13 protein-coding genes are annotated in these 16,232 nt (G+C 72.1%); 4 read left to right on the top strand and 9 right to left on the bottom strand.

Translation table 11 applies throughout. The features are described from left to right. Nucleotides 1–106 precede the first annotated feature (106 nt). From ACZ5CZ_RS23785 to ACZ5CZ_RS23775, 3 genes are all read right to left on the bottom strand, one after another. The gene (locus ACZ5CZ_RS23785) at nucleotides 107–940 is read right to left on the bottom strand and encodes an LURP-one-related family protein (protein WP_385848024.1); all 834 of its coding nucleotides are present in this window, start codon (nucleotides 938–940) and stop codon (nucleotides 107–109) included. A gap of 66 nt (nucleotides 941–1,006) precedes the next feature. Further along, complete coding sequence (locus tag ACZ5CZ_RS23780; protein WP_468945744.1) at nucleotides 1,007–3,055, bottom strand: phosphocholine-specific phospholipase C; 2,049 nt, start codon at nucleotides 3,053–3,055, stop codon at nucleotides 1,007–1,009. Nucleotides 3,056–3,245: 190 nt separating this feature from the next. Beyond that, on the bottom strand, nucleotides 3,246–3,926 hold the full coding sequence (locus ACZ5CZ_RS23775; protein ID WP_385848027.1) for an MmyB family transcriptional regulator: 681 nt from the start codon (nucleotides 3,924–3,926) through the stop codon (nucleotides 3,246–3,248). Between the two features lie 240 nt (nucleotides 3,927–4,166). On the opposite strand from ACZ5CZ_RS23775, the gene ACZ5CZ_RS23770 reads away from it, so the two are divergent. Beyond that, on the top strand, nucleotides 4,167–4,823 hold the full coding sequence (locus tag ACZ5CZ_RS23770; RefSeq protein WP_385848029.1) for a helix-turn-helix domain-containing protein: 657 nt from the start codon (nucleotides 4,167–4,169) through the stop codon (nucleotides 4,821–4,823). A 197-nt stretch (nucleotides 4,824–5,020) separates the two neighbouring features. Beyond that, the gene (locus tag ACZ5CZ_RS23765) at nucleotides 5,021–5,248 is read left to right on the top strand and encodes a hypothetical protein (RefSeq protein WP_385848030.1); all 228 of its coding nucleotides are present in this window, start codon (nucleotides 5,021–5,023) and stop codon (nucleotides 5,246–5,248) included. Between the two features lie 15 nt (nucleotides 5,249–5,263). On the opposite strand, the gene ACZ5CZ_RS23760 is transcribed toward ACZ5CZ_RS23765, so the two are convergent. Both ACZ5CZ_RS23760 and ACZ5CZ_RS23755 read right to left on the bottom strand, forming a co-directional pair. Further along, nucleotides 5,264–5,944: a 4'-phosphopantetheinyl transferase family protein gene (locus ACZ5CZ_RS23760; protein ID WP_468945740.1), complete on the bottom strand. Its 681-nt coding sequence runs from the start codon at nucleotides 5,942–5,944 to the stop codon at nucleotides 5,264–5,266. Further along, entirely contained in the window at nucleotides 5,892–6,797 is a 906-nt protein-coding gene (locus ACZ5CZ_RS23755) for a metallophosphoesterase family protein (protein ID WP_385848033.1), read from the bottom strand. Before ACZ5CZ_RS23755 ends, ACZ5CZ_RS23760 begins: the two co-directional genes overlap by 53 nt. Nucleotides 6,798–7,207: 410 nt before the next feature. Between ACZ5CZ_RS23755 and ACZ5CZ_RS23750 the strand changes: the two genes are divergently transcribed. Beyond that, the gene (locus tag ACZ5CZ_RS23750; RefSeq protein ID WP_468945738.1) at nucleotides 7,208–8,338 is read left to right on the top strand and encodes an ATP-grasp domain-containing protein; all 1,131 of its coding nucleotides are present in this window, start codon (nucleotides 7,208–7,210) and stop codon (nucleotides 8,336–8,338) included. 40 nt (nucleotides 8,339–8,378) lie between these two features. Here the strand turns inward: ACZ5CZ_RS23750 and ACZ5CZ_RS23745 are convergent, their stop codons facing one another. From ACZ5CZ_RS23745 to ACZ5CZ_RS23735, 3 genes are all read right to left on the bottom strand, one after another. After that, nucleotides 8,379–11,423, bottom strand: a complete 3,045-nt coding sequence (locus tag ACZ5CZ_RS23745; RefSeq protein WP_468945736.1) for an alpha-mannosidase — start codon at nucleotides 11,421–11,423, stop codon at nucleotides 8,379–8,381. A gap of 145 nt (nucleotides 11,424–11,568) precedes the next feature. Further along, a complete protein-coding gene (locus ACZ5CZ_RS23740) occupies nucleotides 11,569–12,906 on the bottom strand; it encodes a 6-phospho-beta-glucosidase (protein ID WP_385848037.1) in 1,338 nt (445 codons plus the stop codon). Nucleotides 12,907–12,994: 88 nt separating this feature from the next. Further along, entirely contained in the window at nucleotides 12,995–13,429 is a 435-nt protein-coding gene (locus tag ACZ5CZ_RS23735; RefSeq protein WP_385848039.1) for a VOC family protein, read from the bottom strand. 250 nt (nucleotides 13,430–13,679) lie between these two features. Between ACZ5CZ_RS23735 and ACZ5CZ_RS23730 the strand changes: the two genes are divergently transcribed. Next, nucleotides 13,680–15,077, top strand: coding sequence for a glycoside hydrolase family 16 protein (locus ACZ5CZ_RS23730; protein WP_468945732.1), 1,398 nt, complete (start codon nucleotides 13,680–13,682; stop codon nucleotides 15,075–15,077). Nucleotides 15,078–15,167: 90 nt separating this feature from the next. Here the strand turns inward: ACZ5CZ_RS23730 and ACZ5CZ_RS23725 are convergent, their stop codons facing one another. Then, on the bottom strand, nucleotides 15,168–16,091 hold the full coding sequence (locus ACZ5CZ_RS23725) for a helix-turn-helix domain-containing protein (protein WP_468945730.1): 924 nt from the start codon (nucleotides 16,089–16,091) through the stop codon (nucleotides 15,168–15,170). Between the last annotated feature and the right edge of the window lie 141 nt (nucleotides 16,092–16,232).

The following is a 16,232-nucleotide window of genomic DNA, read 5'->3' as shown; positions in this document are numbered from 1 at the left end:
CGGTGGGCGAACAACGGCGGGAACAACGGCGGCGGCCGGTCCGCGCGCGTCTCGCGTGGACCGGCCGCCGTTGCCGTACTCCCCGTCCGCCCCCGTGCGGCGCCGCTCAGTTCCAGCCGCGCTGGTCCTGCTTGAGAGCGGTGTCGACGGTCAGGGCCGTCGCGACCACCAGGCTCAGCAGCGGCTCGGGCAGCTGGTAGTGGATCTGGAGGACGTAGTTGTCGGCGGTGGTGAACAGCGTCTTGGCGAGGCCTTCCCAGGTCTTGGTGATCCGGGCGACCTCGTTGTCCGCGTGGTCCACGATGGCGAAGTTCCAGGCCCGCCAGTTCTCCGCCTTGATCGCGCCGACCTGTTGGCCGCCCGCGTTCATGGCGAAGTTGATCTTTCCGATCATGTTCTGCTGGACGATCTCACCGACCTCGGAGCCGTCCGGGCGGGTCACCACGACCCGGGACTTGAAGATCTTCGCGGGCCGGGTCAGCAGCAGCTGCGGCCGGCCGTGGGCGTCGCGGATCTCCAGCTTGTGGGTCATGAACTGGTCCCAGCTGGAGACGAAGCGCAGGATCTTCTTCAGTACGCCCTGGCCGACCTCGGTGACCGAGCCGATCTCCCGGCCGTGCTGATCCATGACCTTGTACTCGTTGGTCACCTCGATCAGCTTGGCCTTCTGGTTCACCACCAGCACGGGCTCGGTGAACAGGGTGCCCCCGCCGGGACCGGCGGCCGCGATCCCGGCCTGCTGCTGCACCTGACGCTGCACCCTGGGGTCGGCGGCCTGCTGCTGCGGGATGTGAGCGGCGGCCTGCTGCGGCGCCTGGCCCTGCTGCGGCTGCTGGTTGGTGTGCTCGGTCCACTGGGCCCCGTCCCAGTAGCGAAGCGTCTGCGGAGCCCCGTGCGGATCGGGATACCAGCCTGCGGGGGTGTTCGATTGCGTGGTCACCGGGGCACACTACCCTGCCCTGACCGGTACCTGACCAGTCCGCACGGAGCCCTGTTCACCGCCCGTTCACCGGGTGGCGATGGCCGGGTCGCTGACGCCGGGCAGCCCGTTCTCGACATGGCCGGCGAAGCCGCGCAGATAGCCGGGGTCGGCCTCCGAGGTGACGGTCAGGTCGTACCAGCGCCGGCTCGCCGTGAGGTCGACGGTGTGCCGCACGGTGGCGCCGGAGCGCACGGACACCGTGCAGGACGGGCCGCCGTAGCCGTCGGCCACCTTCAGCCGCACCGTCCCGGACGTCCGGTTGGTGAAGGTGAGTTCCAGGTCGTCACCGCTGTGCCGGGCGGTGACCTCCGGGCCCGCGACCTTGTTCCGGCCCTTGAACAGGCGCAGGAAGCCGTTGGGGCCGTGCACCGCGAGGTCGTAGGAGCCGCCGGACCAGGCCGAGTTCCAGGTGTCGGAGAGGGTCTTGCCGGCCTCGGTGGTGTAGGTCCAGGGGCCGTCGGTGCGGTTGCCCGAGGTGACGAGGAAGGCCGCGCCCGCCTCCGCCCCGGAGGCGAAGGTGAGCGTGAACGTCCCGGCCCCGGTGTCCGCCGCACCGTCCACCAGCGGGGCGTACTTCAGCGGGCGGGTGGGGCGGCTGCCGCGCTCCTGCCGGGGCAGCGAGGGGTGGGCGGGCGGCTTGGGCACGTAGTCGGGGTGGCGGTCGCGGTCCGGCGGCGCGTAGCCGGCCGTGGACGGCAGCAGGGCCGGCCGGGTGTCCTTGCGGGAGAAGTCGAAGGCGCTGGTCAGGTCGCCGCAGATGGCCCGCCGCCAGGGCGAGATGTTCGGCTCGTGCACCCCGAAGCGGCGCTCGATGAACCGGATGACCGAGGTGTGGTCCAGGGTCTCGGAGCAGACGTAACCGCCCTTGCTCCACGGCGAGACGACCAGCATGGGCACGCGCTGGCCGAGGCCGTAGGGGCCGGCGACATGGCTCGCGTCCCCCTTGAACAGGTCGAGGGAGACGTCCACCGTCGACTTGCCCCGCGCGGCGGAGGCCGGCGGGAACGGCGGCAGGACGTGGTCGAAGAAGCCGTCGTTCTCGTCGTAGGTGAGGAACAGCGCGGTCTTGCCCCACACCTCGGGGTTGGCGGTCAGCGCGTCCAGGACCTGGGAGACGTACCAGGCGCCGTAGTTGGCGGGCCAGTTGGGGTGCTCGGTGAAGGCCTCGGGGGCGACGATCCAGGAGACCTGCGGCAGCGTGCCGGCCGTCACGTCCGCCTTCAGCCGGTCGAAGAAGCCCTCGCCCTTGGCGGCGTCGGTGCCGGTGCGGGCCTTGTCGTACAGCGGGTCGCCGGGCTTCGCGTCCCGGTACTGGTTGAAGTAGAGCAGCGAGTTGTCGCCGTAGTTGCCGCGGTAGGCGTCCTGGATCCAGCCCCAGCCGCCGTTCGCGTCGAGGCCGTCGCCGATGTCCTGGTAGATCTTCCAGGAGACGCCCGCCCGCTCCAGCCGCTCGGGGTACGTCGTCCAGCCGTACCCCTTCTCGTCGTTGCCGAGGACCGGACCGCCGCCCGTGCCGTCGTTGCCGACGTAGCCCGACCAGAGGTAGTAGCGGTTGGGGTCGGTGGAGCCCATGAAGGAGCAGTGGTAGGCGTCGCAGATGGTGAAGGCGTCCGCGAGCGCGTAGTGGAACGGGATGTCGTTCCGGGTCAGGTAGGCCATCGTCGTCGTCGACTTGGCCGGCACCCACTTGTCGTACGTGCCGTTGTCGAAGGCTGCGTGGGTGTCGTTCCAGCCGTGCGGCAGGTCCTGGATGAAGGCGAGGCCCAGGTCGTCGGCGTCCGGGTGGAAGGGCAGGATGTCCTTCGTGCCGTCGGACTGCTGCCAGACGGAGCGGCCGTTCTGTGTCACCGCACGCGGGTCGCCGAAGCCCCGGACCCCGTTGAGCGAGCCGAAGTAGTGGTCGAAGGAACGGTTCTCCTGCATCAGGACGACGATGTGCTCGACGTCTTCGAGCGTCCCGGTGCGGTAGTGGGCGGGCAGCGCGGCCGCGCGCTGGATGCTGCCGGACAGCGCCGTGAAGGCGCCGGTCGCCCCCGCTATCTGGAGGAAACGCCGCCGGTTGACTTCGGGCATGAGTGAGGGTCCTCTCGTCCTGACGTCGGTGGTGCCGCACGCCGTCGTGTGCCCGTCGCACGACGGGCGCATGACGGATTCTGCGCGGAGCGAGTGTTCCAAGAGCAACAAACGTCAGGGAAGGGGGTGGTGGCGCTCATGTGAAATCTCGGCGCGGGTCCGCGTGGCGCGGTGAAGGTGCCGGTGCGGCTCAGTCCTGGGCGGTGGGTACGACCGCCAGGTGCGCGGCGCCGCCCCGTGGCCGGCGCGGGCGGCGCACCGGCGCGGCGGTCCGGCGCGGGTCGCGCAGGACCATCGTCAGCCGCCGGTGGCCCAGCTCCCGCAGGGTCTGCGGGGTCTCCTCCACGATGCGGCACTCGGTGGGGCCCCGGCGCGGGTCCGGGTGGAGCAGCAGCCGTACGGCACCGTCGAGCCGGGTGCCGGACTCGCCGACGGCCCGGATCCAGTGCGGCAGCCCCTGCCGGTAGGCGGCCTCCATGATCGGGTCCTCGGCGATGTCGCGGCGGACCGACTGGAGTTCGTGGTCGTGGCCGTGGCTGTCCAGGGCCGACTTGAGGTGGGCCAGCATCGGCAGACACCAGCCGGACTCGTGCTCGCCGAGGACGTCCGCCGCGTCCGGGTGGAAGAGCACGAACCGCAGGAAGTTCTCCGTCGGCATGGCCGTCGGATGCGGGCGCACGCCGTGGAAGAGCGTCCCGAAGGCGCCGTTGGCCAGTGCGACGTTCCAGCGGTGGTCGACGACCAGCGACGGGAACGGCAAAGAGTCCAGCAGCAGGGCGTAGTCCCTCAGGTACGCCTGGGTCCCGAAGGTGTCGGAGGTCTCGGGGACGGGCCGCGGTACCGGCCGCTGCCCTCCTGCCTGATGTGCCATCGGGAGGTCACCCCTCTTGCCTCTGCGGCCTTCACGCGGCGATGCGATCCTGCTGCCCCGCCGCGATCCATGTCAACTATCGTGGCATTTCATGCCGGTTGACGGCTGAAATTCGCCACAGTTGTGGCGAGACCTGGATGCGGGTTCTCGGCACCGGCTACTCTCCGGGAAGTTCACGGCGAGCGCTTGCAAAGAACACGCACGCGTCCGAAGCCCTCGAGAAACGTAGGAGTTCTGTCGGTGACCGATGGCTACGAGGATCCGGGCGCCGCGGCGACCGCTCAGCTGCCGGCCGTCGTCGCCCGCGTCACCGCCCTCGCCGACCGGCTCGGCGTGCCGCAGGCCGAGGTCTTCGACACCGGCCGGCTCTCCCTCGCCTGCGGGGTGCCGGAGCCGGTGGTCAAGGCTCTGCTCAGCGGCCGGCCGGCGGGCGAACCGGATGTCCAGTCCCGCTTCCTGCAACGCCTGGACCTGCTGCGCCGTACCCGCATGAAGCCCAACGGCCGCAAGTACACCCAGCAGGAGATCGCCGACGGCGCGGGCATGTCCCGGCAGCAGGCCGGGGCCCTCATCAACGGCGACCGGCGGCCCACCATGGAGCACTGCGACGCGCTCCAGCGCTTCTTCCGGGTGCACGCCGGCTTCCTCACCGCGGAGGACCCCGAGGCGCTGGCGGGCGCGCTCCAGCGCACCGAGCAGGAACTGCTCCAGAAGCTCGCCGACCGCGAGCGGGCCGCCGCCGTGACCGCCGAGGACCCGCTGGAGCGGCTGCTCCAGGACCACGGGGTGCGCGGAATCGCCTGGCGGGCCGCGCAGTTGCCCACCGACCAGCACCGGGACAAGGTCGCCGAGTGGCTGGACATGCTCCTGGAGAGCGTCAAGCGGCCCGAGGCGTGAGCCGGGGGCGGAAGACCGACCTCGACCTCGTCCTCGCGCTCCCGGCGCGTTTTCACCTCCGCTGAGCGGGCGAACCGGCGTGGGCCCGGGCGGCGTTGTCAGTGGCGGGCGGCAAGCTGGACCTGTGCGCCGTACGACACGGCGCGCGGCGCCAGCAGGGCGCGTGACCATGACGTCCACTCGGGGAGAGCCGACCGATGCCGACCGTCGTACTGACCGACCGTGAACGCACCGCTGTCCAGGCCTATCTGCGGCTGCTGCACACGGTGCGCGCCGCCCTCGACGGGCCACCGGGGAGCGAGGGGCCCGTCGTCGTGCCGCCTGCGGTGCTCGCCGAGGCGGACAGGGCCCTCGCCCGGGCGGGCCTCACGGGCACCGAGGAGGAGTTCTTCCGCCTGCTGCGCGCCTGGTGCCCGCCCGTCTGACCCCCGGGCACCGCGTCAGGAGTGCGGTACGACGACGGTGGTCATCACCACCTCGCCCCGCACCGCCCACCGGCCCTCGAAGGTCTGAAGACGCCGTCCGCCGACCAGCGGACCGGGGACGAGGAGTTCCGCGCGCAGCGTGCCGCTGGACTCGCCGCCGGGGCCGGAGTGCAGGGTGATGTCGGCCTCGGAGAAGTCGAGCCACTGCTGGGTGAGGGGGTACCAGGCCTTGTAGACGGACTCCTTGGCGCTGAACAGGATCCGGTCCCAGTGCACGGCGGGCCACCGGCCGGCGAGCCGGGCGAGCCGCTCGCTCTCGGCGCGCAGGAACACGGAGGGGCCGACGCCGTCCGGGAGCGGCCCGTGCGGCTCGGCGTCGATGCCGAGGGAGGCCAGGTCGGTGGCGCGGACCAGTGCGGCGGCGCAGTAGCCGTCGCAGTGGGTCATGCTGCCGATGAGGCCGTCCGGCCAGCGCGGCGCGCCCCGCTCACCGCTGAGGACCGGCTGGGCGGGCACTCCGAGCTTCTCCATGGCCTCGCGGGCGCAGCCCCGTACGGCGGCGAACTCGCGGCGGCGCTTGTCCACCGCGCGGGCGACCAGCTGCGCCTCCTGCGGGTAGAGCGGGGACTCCCACAGCGGGTCGTCACGGTGTGCCTCCACGGCCACGACCGACTCCGGGAGCAGCTCCTCGATCACCTGCTTCGACCTCCAGCGGCAGGACGCGGCGCAGCCTTCCCGGGGGTTCCGGACGCTTGCGCCATTCACGGGGGTATCCCACCGAGACCTCCAGGAAGCGGACTCCGTCGTGCCAGGTGGTGCGGGGGATGTGGAGATGGCCGTAGACCATGGTCGCGACCCGGAACCGGCGGTGCCAGTCGGCGGTCAGCGTGGTGCCGCACCACATGGCGAACTCGGGGTGCCACAGGACCTCGGTGGGGTGCCGGTCCAGCGGATAGTGGGCCGCCAGCACGGTCGGCATGTCCGGGGGCAGCTCGGCGAGCCTGCGCTCGGTCTCGGCGACCCGGGCCCGGCACCACGCCTCGCGGCTCGGGTAGGGGTCGGGGTGCAGCAGGTACTCGTCGCTGCACACGATGCCGGTGCTCTCCGCGTAGGCCAGGCCCTGTTCCTTGGTGGTGCAGCCGGCGGGCAGGAAGGAGTAGTCGTACAGCAGGAAGAGCGGGGCGACGACGACCGGGCCGCCGGGGCCGTGCCACACCGGGTAGGGGTCCTCCGGGGTGACCACGCCGAGGTCGCGGCACATCTCGACCAGGAGTTCGTAGCGGGCGACGCCGCGCAGCGTGACGGTGTCCTTCGGGTGGGTCCACAGGTCGTGGTTGCCGGGGGCCCACAGCACCTTGCGGAAGCGGCCGGCGAGCGTGCTGAGGGTCCAGCGGATGTCGGCGACGGTCTCCGCGATGTCACCGGCGACGATCAGCCAGTCCTCGTCGCTGGTGGGGTGCATCTCCTCGACCAGGGTCCGGTTCTCCGGATAGGAGATGTGCAGATCGCTGATGGCCAGCAGCTGTCCGGCCCCGGCCGTCGACTCCACCCCGCGCCCCTTCCGATCACCAGCACGCCGAGTCCACAAGAACACATATCCGGACAGGGGACAAGGGGCCACCTGGCGGCCTGTCAGCTTCCTGCCCCGCCGAGCGGTGCCGCCCCGCCGAGGGGTACGGGACCGGCCCGTACGGCGCCGTGCGGAGCGCCCCGCGCACCTCCCCGGCGCAGTGTGCCGAGCGCGCGCGGCCGGCGTGCGACGAGCGCCGGCGGGCCGTGCGGGGCATCCGGGAAATCCGTAACACCCGCGTTGCACGCGGGGCCTCCGGCACGCCGTATGATCGCCCCGACACCGAAGCCCTCACTTCCCTTCTTGCAAGGGCTGTTTGGTGACCCTTCCTTCCTCCTGCCCGGGCACGGGCCGCCGAGCCCTGCCCGCACACCCGAAAGGCGGCCCGTATGTTCTCTCGCGTACGCGTATGGCTCAACCGCACGTACGCGGAGAACGTCTTCTTCATGGATCAGCTGCGGAGAAATCCCAGCGATCGCGCGGTGGAGATCCATGCGACGCACGGCGACCCCGACTCCCCCGTGCTGGCCGCCGCCGACACCGCCGACCTGGAGCCGGAGGGCCTGTCCCCGGCCGGCTATGTCGAGTACGCCCTCGACCAGTGCGCGCGCCGTGGCATCGACGTCTTCGTGCCGCGCCTGCACCAGGACGCGGTCGTGGCACACCGCGCGGAGTTCGAGGCGGCGGGTACGGCGCTGCTGGCACCGACGCCCCAGGCGGTGGCGGTGTTCGAGGACAAGGCGACCGCGTACGAGGCGGTCGGCGCGGTCGGGGTGCCGGTGCCGCCGTGGTGGCGGGTCCGGTCGGCGGACCAACTCCTCGTCGCGGTGGAGGAGTTGGAGGCCGCCGGGCACAAGGCGTGCTTCAAGCCGGCGGCCGGTGCGGGCGGGGTCGGCTTCCGGGTGATCACCCGCGCGCCCTTCTCGCTCGCCCACCTCGACGGCTTCCCGGGGCCGTATGTGCAGCTGGACCTGGTTCTGGAGGCGCTGCGGCGGGCCGAGGGGCCCGTGGACTGGCTGGTGATGCCGCGCCTGGAGCAGCCGGAGGTGTCCGTGGACTGCCTGACCGGGCCCGACAACCGGGTGCGGATGGCGATCGGCCGTACCAAGAACGGCCGCCGCCGGGGCTTCACCCTGGACGAGCGGTGGCTGGAGCCGGCCCGGACGATCGCGGAGGGCTTCGGGCTGCACTACCTGTCCAACATCCAGTTCCGGATGTTCGGTGACCGCCCGGTGCTGCTCGACGTCAACACCCGGGCCGCCGGCGGCCTGCACCAGCTGTCGCTCTGCGGGGTGAACGCGCCCTGGGCCGCGGTGCAGCTGGCGCTGGGCGAGGACCCCGGTCCGGTCGAACCGCCGTTCCTCGGTGCGGACTACACGGTGGTGTCGGGACCGCGCCCGCTGCTGCCCACGCCGCTGCCGCGGCAGCGGACCGAGGAGGCCGGCCCGGCGGTACCGGCGGCCCCCGTCGCGCTGCCCGCGCAGCCGGCCGGAGCGGCGGCCCAGGCGCTGCCGCTCTAGACCCCCGGCCGGGCAGCGGGAATGACGGCGGCCGGCCGGGTCAGCGGGCCACGGCCAGCCGCAGCGTCCGCACCTCGAACGGGCGCAGGGTCACCGGTACGGCGTTCCCGTCGGATGGTGCCGGGCCGAGCGGCCGTTCCAGCAGGTCGGTGGTCTCGGCCCCGGCCAGCGGGAACCCGGTGTGCAGCACTCCGCTCGCGCGGCCGCCCCGGGACTCGTAGAGCCGGACCACCACGTCCCCGGAGCCGTCGTCGGCGAGCTTGACCGCCTCCACGGTCACGCCCTCCCCCACGACGGAGACGACGGGTGCGGGCGCGCCCGTAGCGTCCGCCGTGCGCAGCGGGAGGTTGAGGGCGTAGCCCTCGGCGACCGCGTCCTCGATGCTCGCGCCGGGCAGCAGCGCGTAGCTGAGGCGGTGCCGGCCCTGGTCGGCCTCGGGGTCGGGGATGCGCGGGGCACGGACCAGGCTGAGCCGGACCGTGGTGGTCGTACCCCCGTCCTCGCGGACGGTGCGGGTGACGTCGTGGCCGTAGGTGGAGTCGTTGACGACGGCGACGCCGTAGCCGGGCTCGGCGATGTGCACCCAGCGGTGGCAGGGGACCTCGAAGCGCGCCGCCTCCCAGCTGGTGTTGGTGTGGGTGGGGCGCTGGACATGCCCGAACTGGATCTCGGCGCTGGAGTGCGCGGCCCGGACGTCCACCGGGAAACCGGCCTTGAGGATCTTCTCGGTCTCGTGCCAGTCGATGTCCGTCTCGAAGTCGATGCGCGCGCTGCCCGCCCGGACGGTGATCGTCTGGGTGATCCGGGAGCCCTTGCCGAAGGCGCGGACGACCCGGACGGCGCCCACCAGCGGGGTGTCCTCGACGACGGTGACCGGCTCCGTCTCCAGCAGGTCGGTGTAGCGGTTGCGGTAGTGCTGGTCGATGTCCCAGGCGTCCCAGTGGTTGGGCAGATCGGTGTGCAGGCGCAGGAGGTTGCCGGGGCCCGCCAGGACCTCGCGGCCGGCCCGCAGGTCGTACACGGACGACAGGGTGCCGTCGGCCGCCACCCGCACCCGGACGATCCCGTTGTCGAGGACGTTCCCGCGCACCGTCACCGGGTGCGGGGGCTCGGCGGCGGTGAGGGGCGCGGAGCCGTTCGCGGGCACCCGTACGTACACCGGTGCGCCGTCGGCCGTACGGATCACCTCGGCGCGGTCCCGGGGGCTCGTGTTGAAGACGTGCGGGGCGCCGGGGCCGAGGGCGGCGATCGCCTCGGCCGTCAGCGTCTCGAGCTCCGCGGCCACCCGGGCGTACTCGGCCTCCGCCTCCCGGTGCACCCAGGCGATGGAGGAGCCCGGCAGGATGTCGTGGAACTGGTGCAGCAGGACCGTCTTCCACAGCCGGTCCAGCCGCTCGTGGGGGTAGCTGTAGCCGGGGGCGTGCAGGGCGGCCGTGGTGGCCCACAACTCGGTCTCGCGCAGCAGGTGTTCGCAGCGCCGGTTGCCCTGCTTGGTGCGGGCCTGGGTGGTGTAGGTGGCGCGGTGCAGCTCCAGGTACAGCTCGCCGGCCCAGACCGGCGCGTTCGGGTACTCGGCGCGGGCCTTGGCGAAGAAGGCGTCGGGGTGCTCGATCTCGACCCTGGGCGAGCCTTCCAGGTCGCGCAGCCGCCGGGCCCGTTCCATGATCTCCCGGGTGGGTCCGCCGCCGCCGTCGCCCCAGCCGAAGGGGGCGAGGGAGCGGGTGGCGCCGCCCTTCTCGGCGTAGTTGCGCACGGCCCGGGACATCTCCTCGCCGCTGAAGCGGGCGTTGTAGGTGTCGATGGGCGGGAAGTGGGTGAAGATCCGGGTGCCGTCGATCCCCTCCCACCAGAAGGTGTGGTGCGGGAAGCGGTTCGTCTGGTTCCAGGAGATCTTCTGGGTGAGGAACCACTCGTTGCCGGCGAGCTTGGCGAGCTGCGGGTAGGCGGCGTTGTAGCCGAAGGAGTCCGGCAGCCACACGCCCTTGGTCTCGATGCCGAAGTGCTCGATGAAGAACCGTTTGCCGTGCACGAACTGGCGGGCGAGCGCCTCACCGCCGGGCAGATTGCCGTCGGCCTCCACCCACATGCCGCCGACCGGTGCCCACTGGCCCCTGGCCACCGCCTTCTTGATCCGCTCCCACACCGGCGGGCAGGTGTCCCGCACCCAGGCGTACTGCTGGGCCTGGGAGCAGGCGAAGACGAAGTCCTCGTACTCGTCGGCCAGGGCGGTGACGTTGGCGAAGGTCCGGGCGGTCTTGCGCTTGGTCTCCCGGACCGGCCACAGCCAGGCGGAGTCGATGTGCGCGTGGCCGACGCCGGACAGGATGTGCGCGCTGGCGTGGGCGGGCCGGGCCAGCGCCGGGCGCAGGGCCTCGCGTACGGCGGCTGCGGAGCCGGAGACGTCGTCCAGGTCGAGCAGGTCCATGGCCCGGTCCAGGGCGTGCATGATCTCGTGCCGGCGCGGGTCGTGCTCGCCCAGCTCCCGCATCAGTTCGCGCAGCACCTGGAGGTCCAGGTCGAGATGGAACACCTGCTCGTCGAGCACGGCCAGGTCGGCGCGGCGGAAGGTGTACAGGGGCCGGTCGCCGGCCGTCCGGATGTCGCCGAGCGGGGTCGGGCGGGCGAAGCCGTCGGCCAGGATGTCCGGGTTGGACGCGGCCTCCACCAGGTAGTCGACCGTCTCCCCGCCCACCGCCGGACGCGCCACCGGCACGTACTGGTTGAGCGGGTTGACCGCCTTCAGCGGGGTGCCGTCGGCGCGGTGCACCAGGGCCTCGGCCTGGTTGCCGGGCCAGTCGGTGGTGAACCCGAGGTCGATGACCGCCTCGACGCGCAGACCGGCCCAGTCGGCGGGGACCCGGCCGCGCATCCGGAACCAGGTCGTGCCCCAGGGCGGTCCCCACGGGGTGCCCATGGCGAACGGCCGGTACCCGGCGGCCGCGGCCTCGGCGAACGGCACCGGCTCGCCCGGCGCCTGCCAGGCCTGGACCTCCAGGGGGACGGTGGCGGCGTGGATCGCGGGCTTGATGCGCTGGGTGTGCAGGCGTTCCACGCGCCCTTCGATCCGGGGGCGTTCGTCGTGCATGAGGTCTCCAGGGGAAACGGAGGCGGGGAGGCGGGACAGAAAGCGCTTACATCATGCCTGTGTCCGAGGGGCGCCCGGGGTGAGGGGGCGCGTATCGGAGCGGGGTGTCTGCCGGCGGGGCTCTTACGTGAGGGAGCGGAGGCTCTTACTTGAGGTAGGCGAGTCCAGGATGGACCTCGATGTAGTCCTCCACCAGCCTGCGGGCGACGGTGACGGAGTCCACCAGCGGATGCAGTGCGAACGCCTTGACGGCGGTGGCCCGGGAACCGGACTCGGCGGCGGCGAGCACCTCGCGCTCGACGGCCTTGACCGCGCACACCAGCCCGGTGGCGTGGCCGGGCAGCGGTGCGGCGGCGAGCGGCTGGGCACCGCTCGCGTCGACCAGGCAGGGCACTTCGATGACCGCGTCGGCGTCGAGGGCGGCCAGGGTGGAGCGGTTGCGCACGTTGAGGATCAGGGTGGCGCGTTCGTTCCGGGCGATGGCCCGCATCAGGGCGAGGGCGACCTTCTCGTAGCCGCCGGAGAGGTCGTCCGCCTCGCGCTCGCCGGCCCCGGCGCTCTCCCGGTTCTCGGCCATGTAGGTCGCCTCGCGCTCGGCGCGGGTGCGGTCCCAGGCGCGCAGCGCGGAGCCGCCGGGGGTGCCGGCCTCGGTGTAGAAGCGGGCCTGCTGGTGGTGCAGGAAGGCACCGCGGGTCTGCTCGGCCTCCTGGTAGGCGCGGACGGTGTCCCGGGTGAAGTAGTAGTAGTGCAAGTACTCGTTGGGGATCGCGCCGAGCGACTGGAGCCAGTCGGCGCCGAAGAGCCTGCCCTCCTCGAAGGAGCCGAGCAGTGCCGGGTCGGCGAGCAGACGCGGCAGCTCGTCACGGCCGGCGACACGCAGCCCGCGGACCCAGCCGAGGTGGTTGAGGCCGACGTAGTCGACATAGGCCGCCGCCGGGTCGGCGCCGAGCACCCGGGCGATACGGCGGCCGAGGCCGACCGGCGAGTCGCAGATGCCGATGACCCGGTCGCCGAGGTAGCGGGACATGGCCTCGGTGACCAGGCCGGACGGGTTGGTGAAGTTGATGACCCAGGCGTCGGGGGCGAGCCGGGCCACGCGCCGGGCGATGTCGACGGCGACGGGTACGGTGCGCAGGCCGTAGGCGATGCCGCCGGCGCCCACGGTCTCCTGGCCGAGGACGCCGTGCGCGAGCGCGACCCGCTCGTCGTTCGCCCTGCCCTCCAGGCCGCCGACGCGGATCGCGGAGAAGACGAAGTCGGCGCCGGCGAGGGCCTCGTCGAGATCGGTGGTGGCGGTCACCCGCGGGGCGTCAGGGAGGCCGGCGGCCTGTTCGTCCAGCACCCGGCTCACCGCGTACAGCCGGCGGTCGTCCAGGTCGTGCAGGACGACCTCGGTGATCCGGCCCTCGCCGCGGTCGGTGAGCAGCGCGCCGTACACCAGCGGCACCCGGAATCCGCCGCCTCCCAGAATTGTCAGCCTCACCTCAGCACCCTTCCCGAGTCCCCGGGAACGCTACCCGCCGTTTCCGATCATTCCACGCTCGGATCACCGGCCCGGCTCGGCGGGGCGCTCAGTCGAGGCAGAACTCGTTGCCCTCGACGTCCTGCATCACGATGCACGACTCGTTCTCCTCGTCGGCGGGCAGCAGGCGCACGCGGGTGGCGCCGAGCGCGACCAGCCGGGCGCACTCGGCCTCGAGCGTGGCGAGGCGCTCCGCGCCCACGAGCCCGGTGCCGGCGCGCACATCGAGATGCACCCGGTTCTTGACGACCTTGCCCTCGGGCACGCGCTGGAAGAACAGCCGCGGACCCACGCCGGTGGGGTCACTGCACGCGAACCAGGCACCCTGCTGCTCGGGCGGCAGGGAACGGTTGTAGTCGTCCCAGGTCGCGAACCCGTCCGGGACCGGCGGGGCGACGTACCCCAGCACCTCGCACCAGAAGCGGGCGACGCGCTCGGGTTCGGCGCAGTCGAAGGTGACCTGGAACTGCTTGACCGATGCCATCCGGCCACCGTAGCAGGGGGCTCGGAGCGGGCTCGGCGCCAACTGCCGGGCAGGCGGCGCGGTCTGCGCGGGTACGGGTGGCTTCATCCGGTGAACTTCCGTGGCTCGTACGGAGTTTGGTTGCTTCAAGGCTTGACGGCCGGGGGCCCGGGGAGCACATTGGCGGCACCGTGAGAGCGCTCTCAGGGAAATGCCGGGAGCGCTCTCAGCAACCCCCCGCACAGTCCCCCGTACCCGAGAGGCCTCCCCCATGAGCGCATCCTCCGGCACACCCAGACCCCGCCCGCTGCGGCGCACGCTCCTCGCCGTCGTCGCGACGCTCGGCCTGGCCGCGGCCGCCGCGACGGCCGCCACCGCACCCGCCGACGCCTCCGCCCCCGCGCCCCCGTCCGGCTGGAACCAGGTCTTCCTGGACGACTTCAACGGCGCGGCCGGCTCCGGCGTCAACACCTCCAACTGGCAGTACGACACCGGGACGTCGTACCCGGGCGGAGCCGGCAACTGGGGCACCGGCGAGGTCGAGTCGATGACCTCCAGCACCAGCAACGTCTCCCTGGACGGCAACGGCAACCTGCTCATCACCCCGCGCCGGGACGCCTCCGGCAACTGGACCTCCGGCCGGATCGAGACCACCCGCACCGACTTCCAGCCCCCGGCGGGCGGCAAGCTGCGGGTCGAGGCCCGCATCCAGATGCCGAACGTGACCGGTGACGCGGCCGCCGGCTACTGGCCCGCCTTCTGGATGCTGGGCGCGCCGTTCCGGGGCAACTACCAGAACTGGCCGAGCGTCGGCGAGCTGGACATCATGGAGAACGTCCAGGGCCTGAACAAGACCTGGGCCACCATGCACTGCGGCACCAACCCGGGCGGCCCGTGCAACGAGACGTCCGGACTGGGCAATTCCACCGCCTGTCCGGGCAGCACCTGCCAGTCGGGATTCCACACGTACACCATGGAGTGGGACCGATCGGTGAGCCCCGAGGCGATCCGCTTCTACGTCGACGGGGTGAACTACCAGACCGTCACCGCGGCCCAGATGGACGCGACCACCTGGGCCAACGCCACGAACCACGGCTTCTTCGTCATCCTGAACGTGGCGATGGGCGGCGGCTTCCCGGGGGCGTTCGGCGGTGGCCCGACCGGCGCGACGGAATCCGGCCACCCGATGGTCGTGGACTATGTGCAGGTGCTGTCGTCCGGCGGGAGCGGCGGCACCACTCCCCCGCCCTCCGGCGGCCGGGACGCCTACAGCCCCATCCAGGCCGAGTCGTACGACGGCCAGTCCGGCCTCGGCACCGAGACCACGACCGACACCGGCGGCGGCCAGGACGTCGCCTACGTCTCGAACGGTGACTGGGCGCTGTACAAGGGCGTGAAATTCGGCTCCACGGCGGCCACCCAGTTCTACGCGCGGGTCGCCAGCGGTGCCGCGTCCGGGGTCAGCGGCCTGGTCCAGGTGCGCCTGGACAGCGCCACCAGCACCCCGGTCGGCAGCTTCGCCGTCGCCAACACGGGCGGCTGGCAGTCCTGGCGGACGGTCCCGGCCAACATCGGCGCGGTGACCGGCACCCACGATGTGTACCTGACCTTCTCCAGCGGCCAGCCGTCCGACTTCGTGAACGTCAACTGGTTCGACTTCGGCCACTGACGAGGCCACTGACGAGGCCACTGACGATCCGGCACCGAGGGCCGGCCGCGCGATCGCGGCCGGCCTTCGGCGTGCCCCTCGCCGGGCGTCTCAGCGCAGTTCCGCGCGGAATGCCACCGGGGTCTGTCCGGTGTGCAGGTGGAAGTACTTGGAGAAGTTGGCCGCGTCGGGGAAGCCGACGGCCGCTCCGACGCGGCCGATCGGCAGGTCCGTGTGGGCGAGCAGGCGCTTGGCCTCCAGGACGACGCGCTTGTCGATGAAGCCCTTGGGGGTCTCGCCGGTGGCGGCGCGGACCGCGCGGACCAGGGTGCGACGGGAGTAGCCGAGGGCGTCGGCGTAGGCGCTGACGCTGTGGTTGACCGCGAAGTCCTGCTCGACGGCGTCGCGGAACCGGGTGAAGGTGCTGTCGGGGTGCTGCCGCGAGGCCTCCGGGGAGCTGGCCGCGAGATGGGCGAGGCGCAGCAGGAACGCGGTCAGGGTGTGCCGCAGCACGGCCGTGTGCAGGCTGAGCGGGAGCGTGCTGGTGTCCTCGTACTCGCGGCACAGCTGGCCGAGGGCCGCCTGGAGCGCGGTGAGCTGGGCGGGGTCGGGGTGCAGCAGCGGCGGGAGGTCGTAGCGGTACAGGCCGGTGGCCTCGACGGTGGCGCGGGGCAGGAAGCCGGGCTGCATGGTGAGGACCGTTCCGCGGTACACGCTCTCCCGGGAGAAGCGGTGGACCTGTCCGGGGCGGATCCACAGCAGGTCGCCGGCGTCCGCCTCGTACTCGGCGAAGTCGACCATGTGCCGCACCGGCCCGTCGGTGAAGAGCATGACGACGTGGAAGTCGATGCGGTGGACGCGGTCGAGGGGGGCGTCGGCGTGCCAGGTGCGACCGGTCCCCATCGGTCCGATCTGCATGCCGACACCGCCGACGGCCAGCTCGGCGGGGAAGGGGAAGGTCCTGATGACGTCGCCGTCCCCGGCGCTGTCACCGCCCGTCGCACTGCCGTCGGCTTGTGGCGTTCTGTCAGCCATGTCCTGTTCGCGCCGTCCCTGTTCCCTGATCGCTGTCCCAGATTCACCACAGACTGACACACCCCGACCTTCCCTCGAAAAAGTCAGACTTTTAAGTTTGAACGCGTCCGAGCAGCCTTCCCGCACTGAACGAGGACTTCT

The organism is Streptomyces sp. NPDC031418 (genome assembly GCF_055581605.1).
Note: the sequence above shows the minus strand (reverse complement) of the source record. Positions and strands in the feature narration are given on the sequence as shown.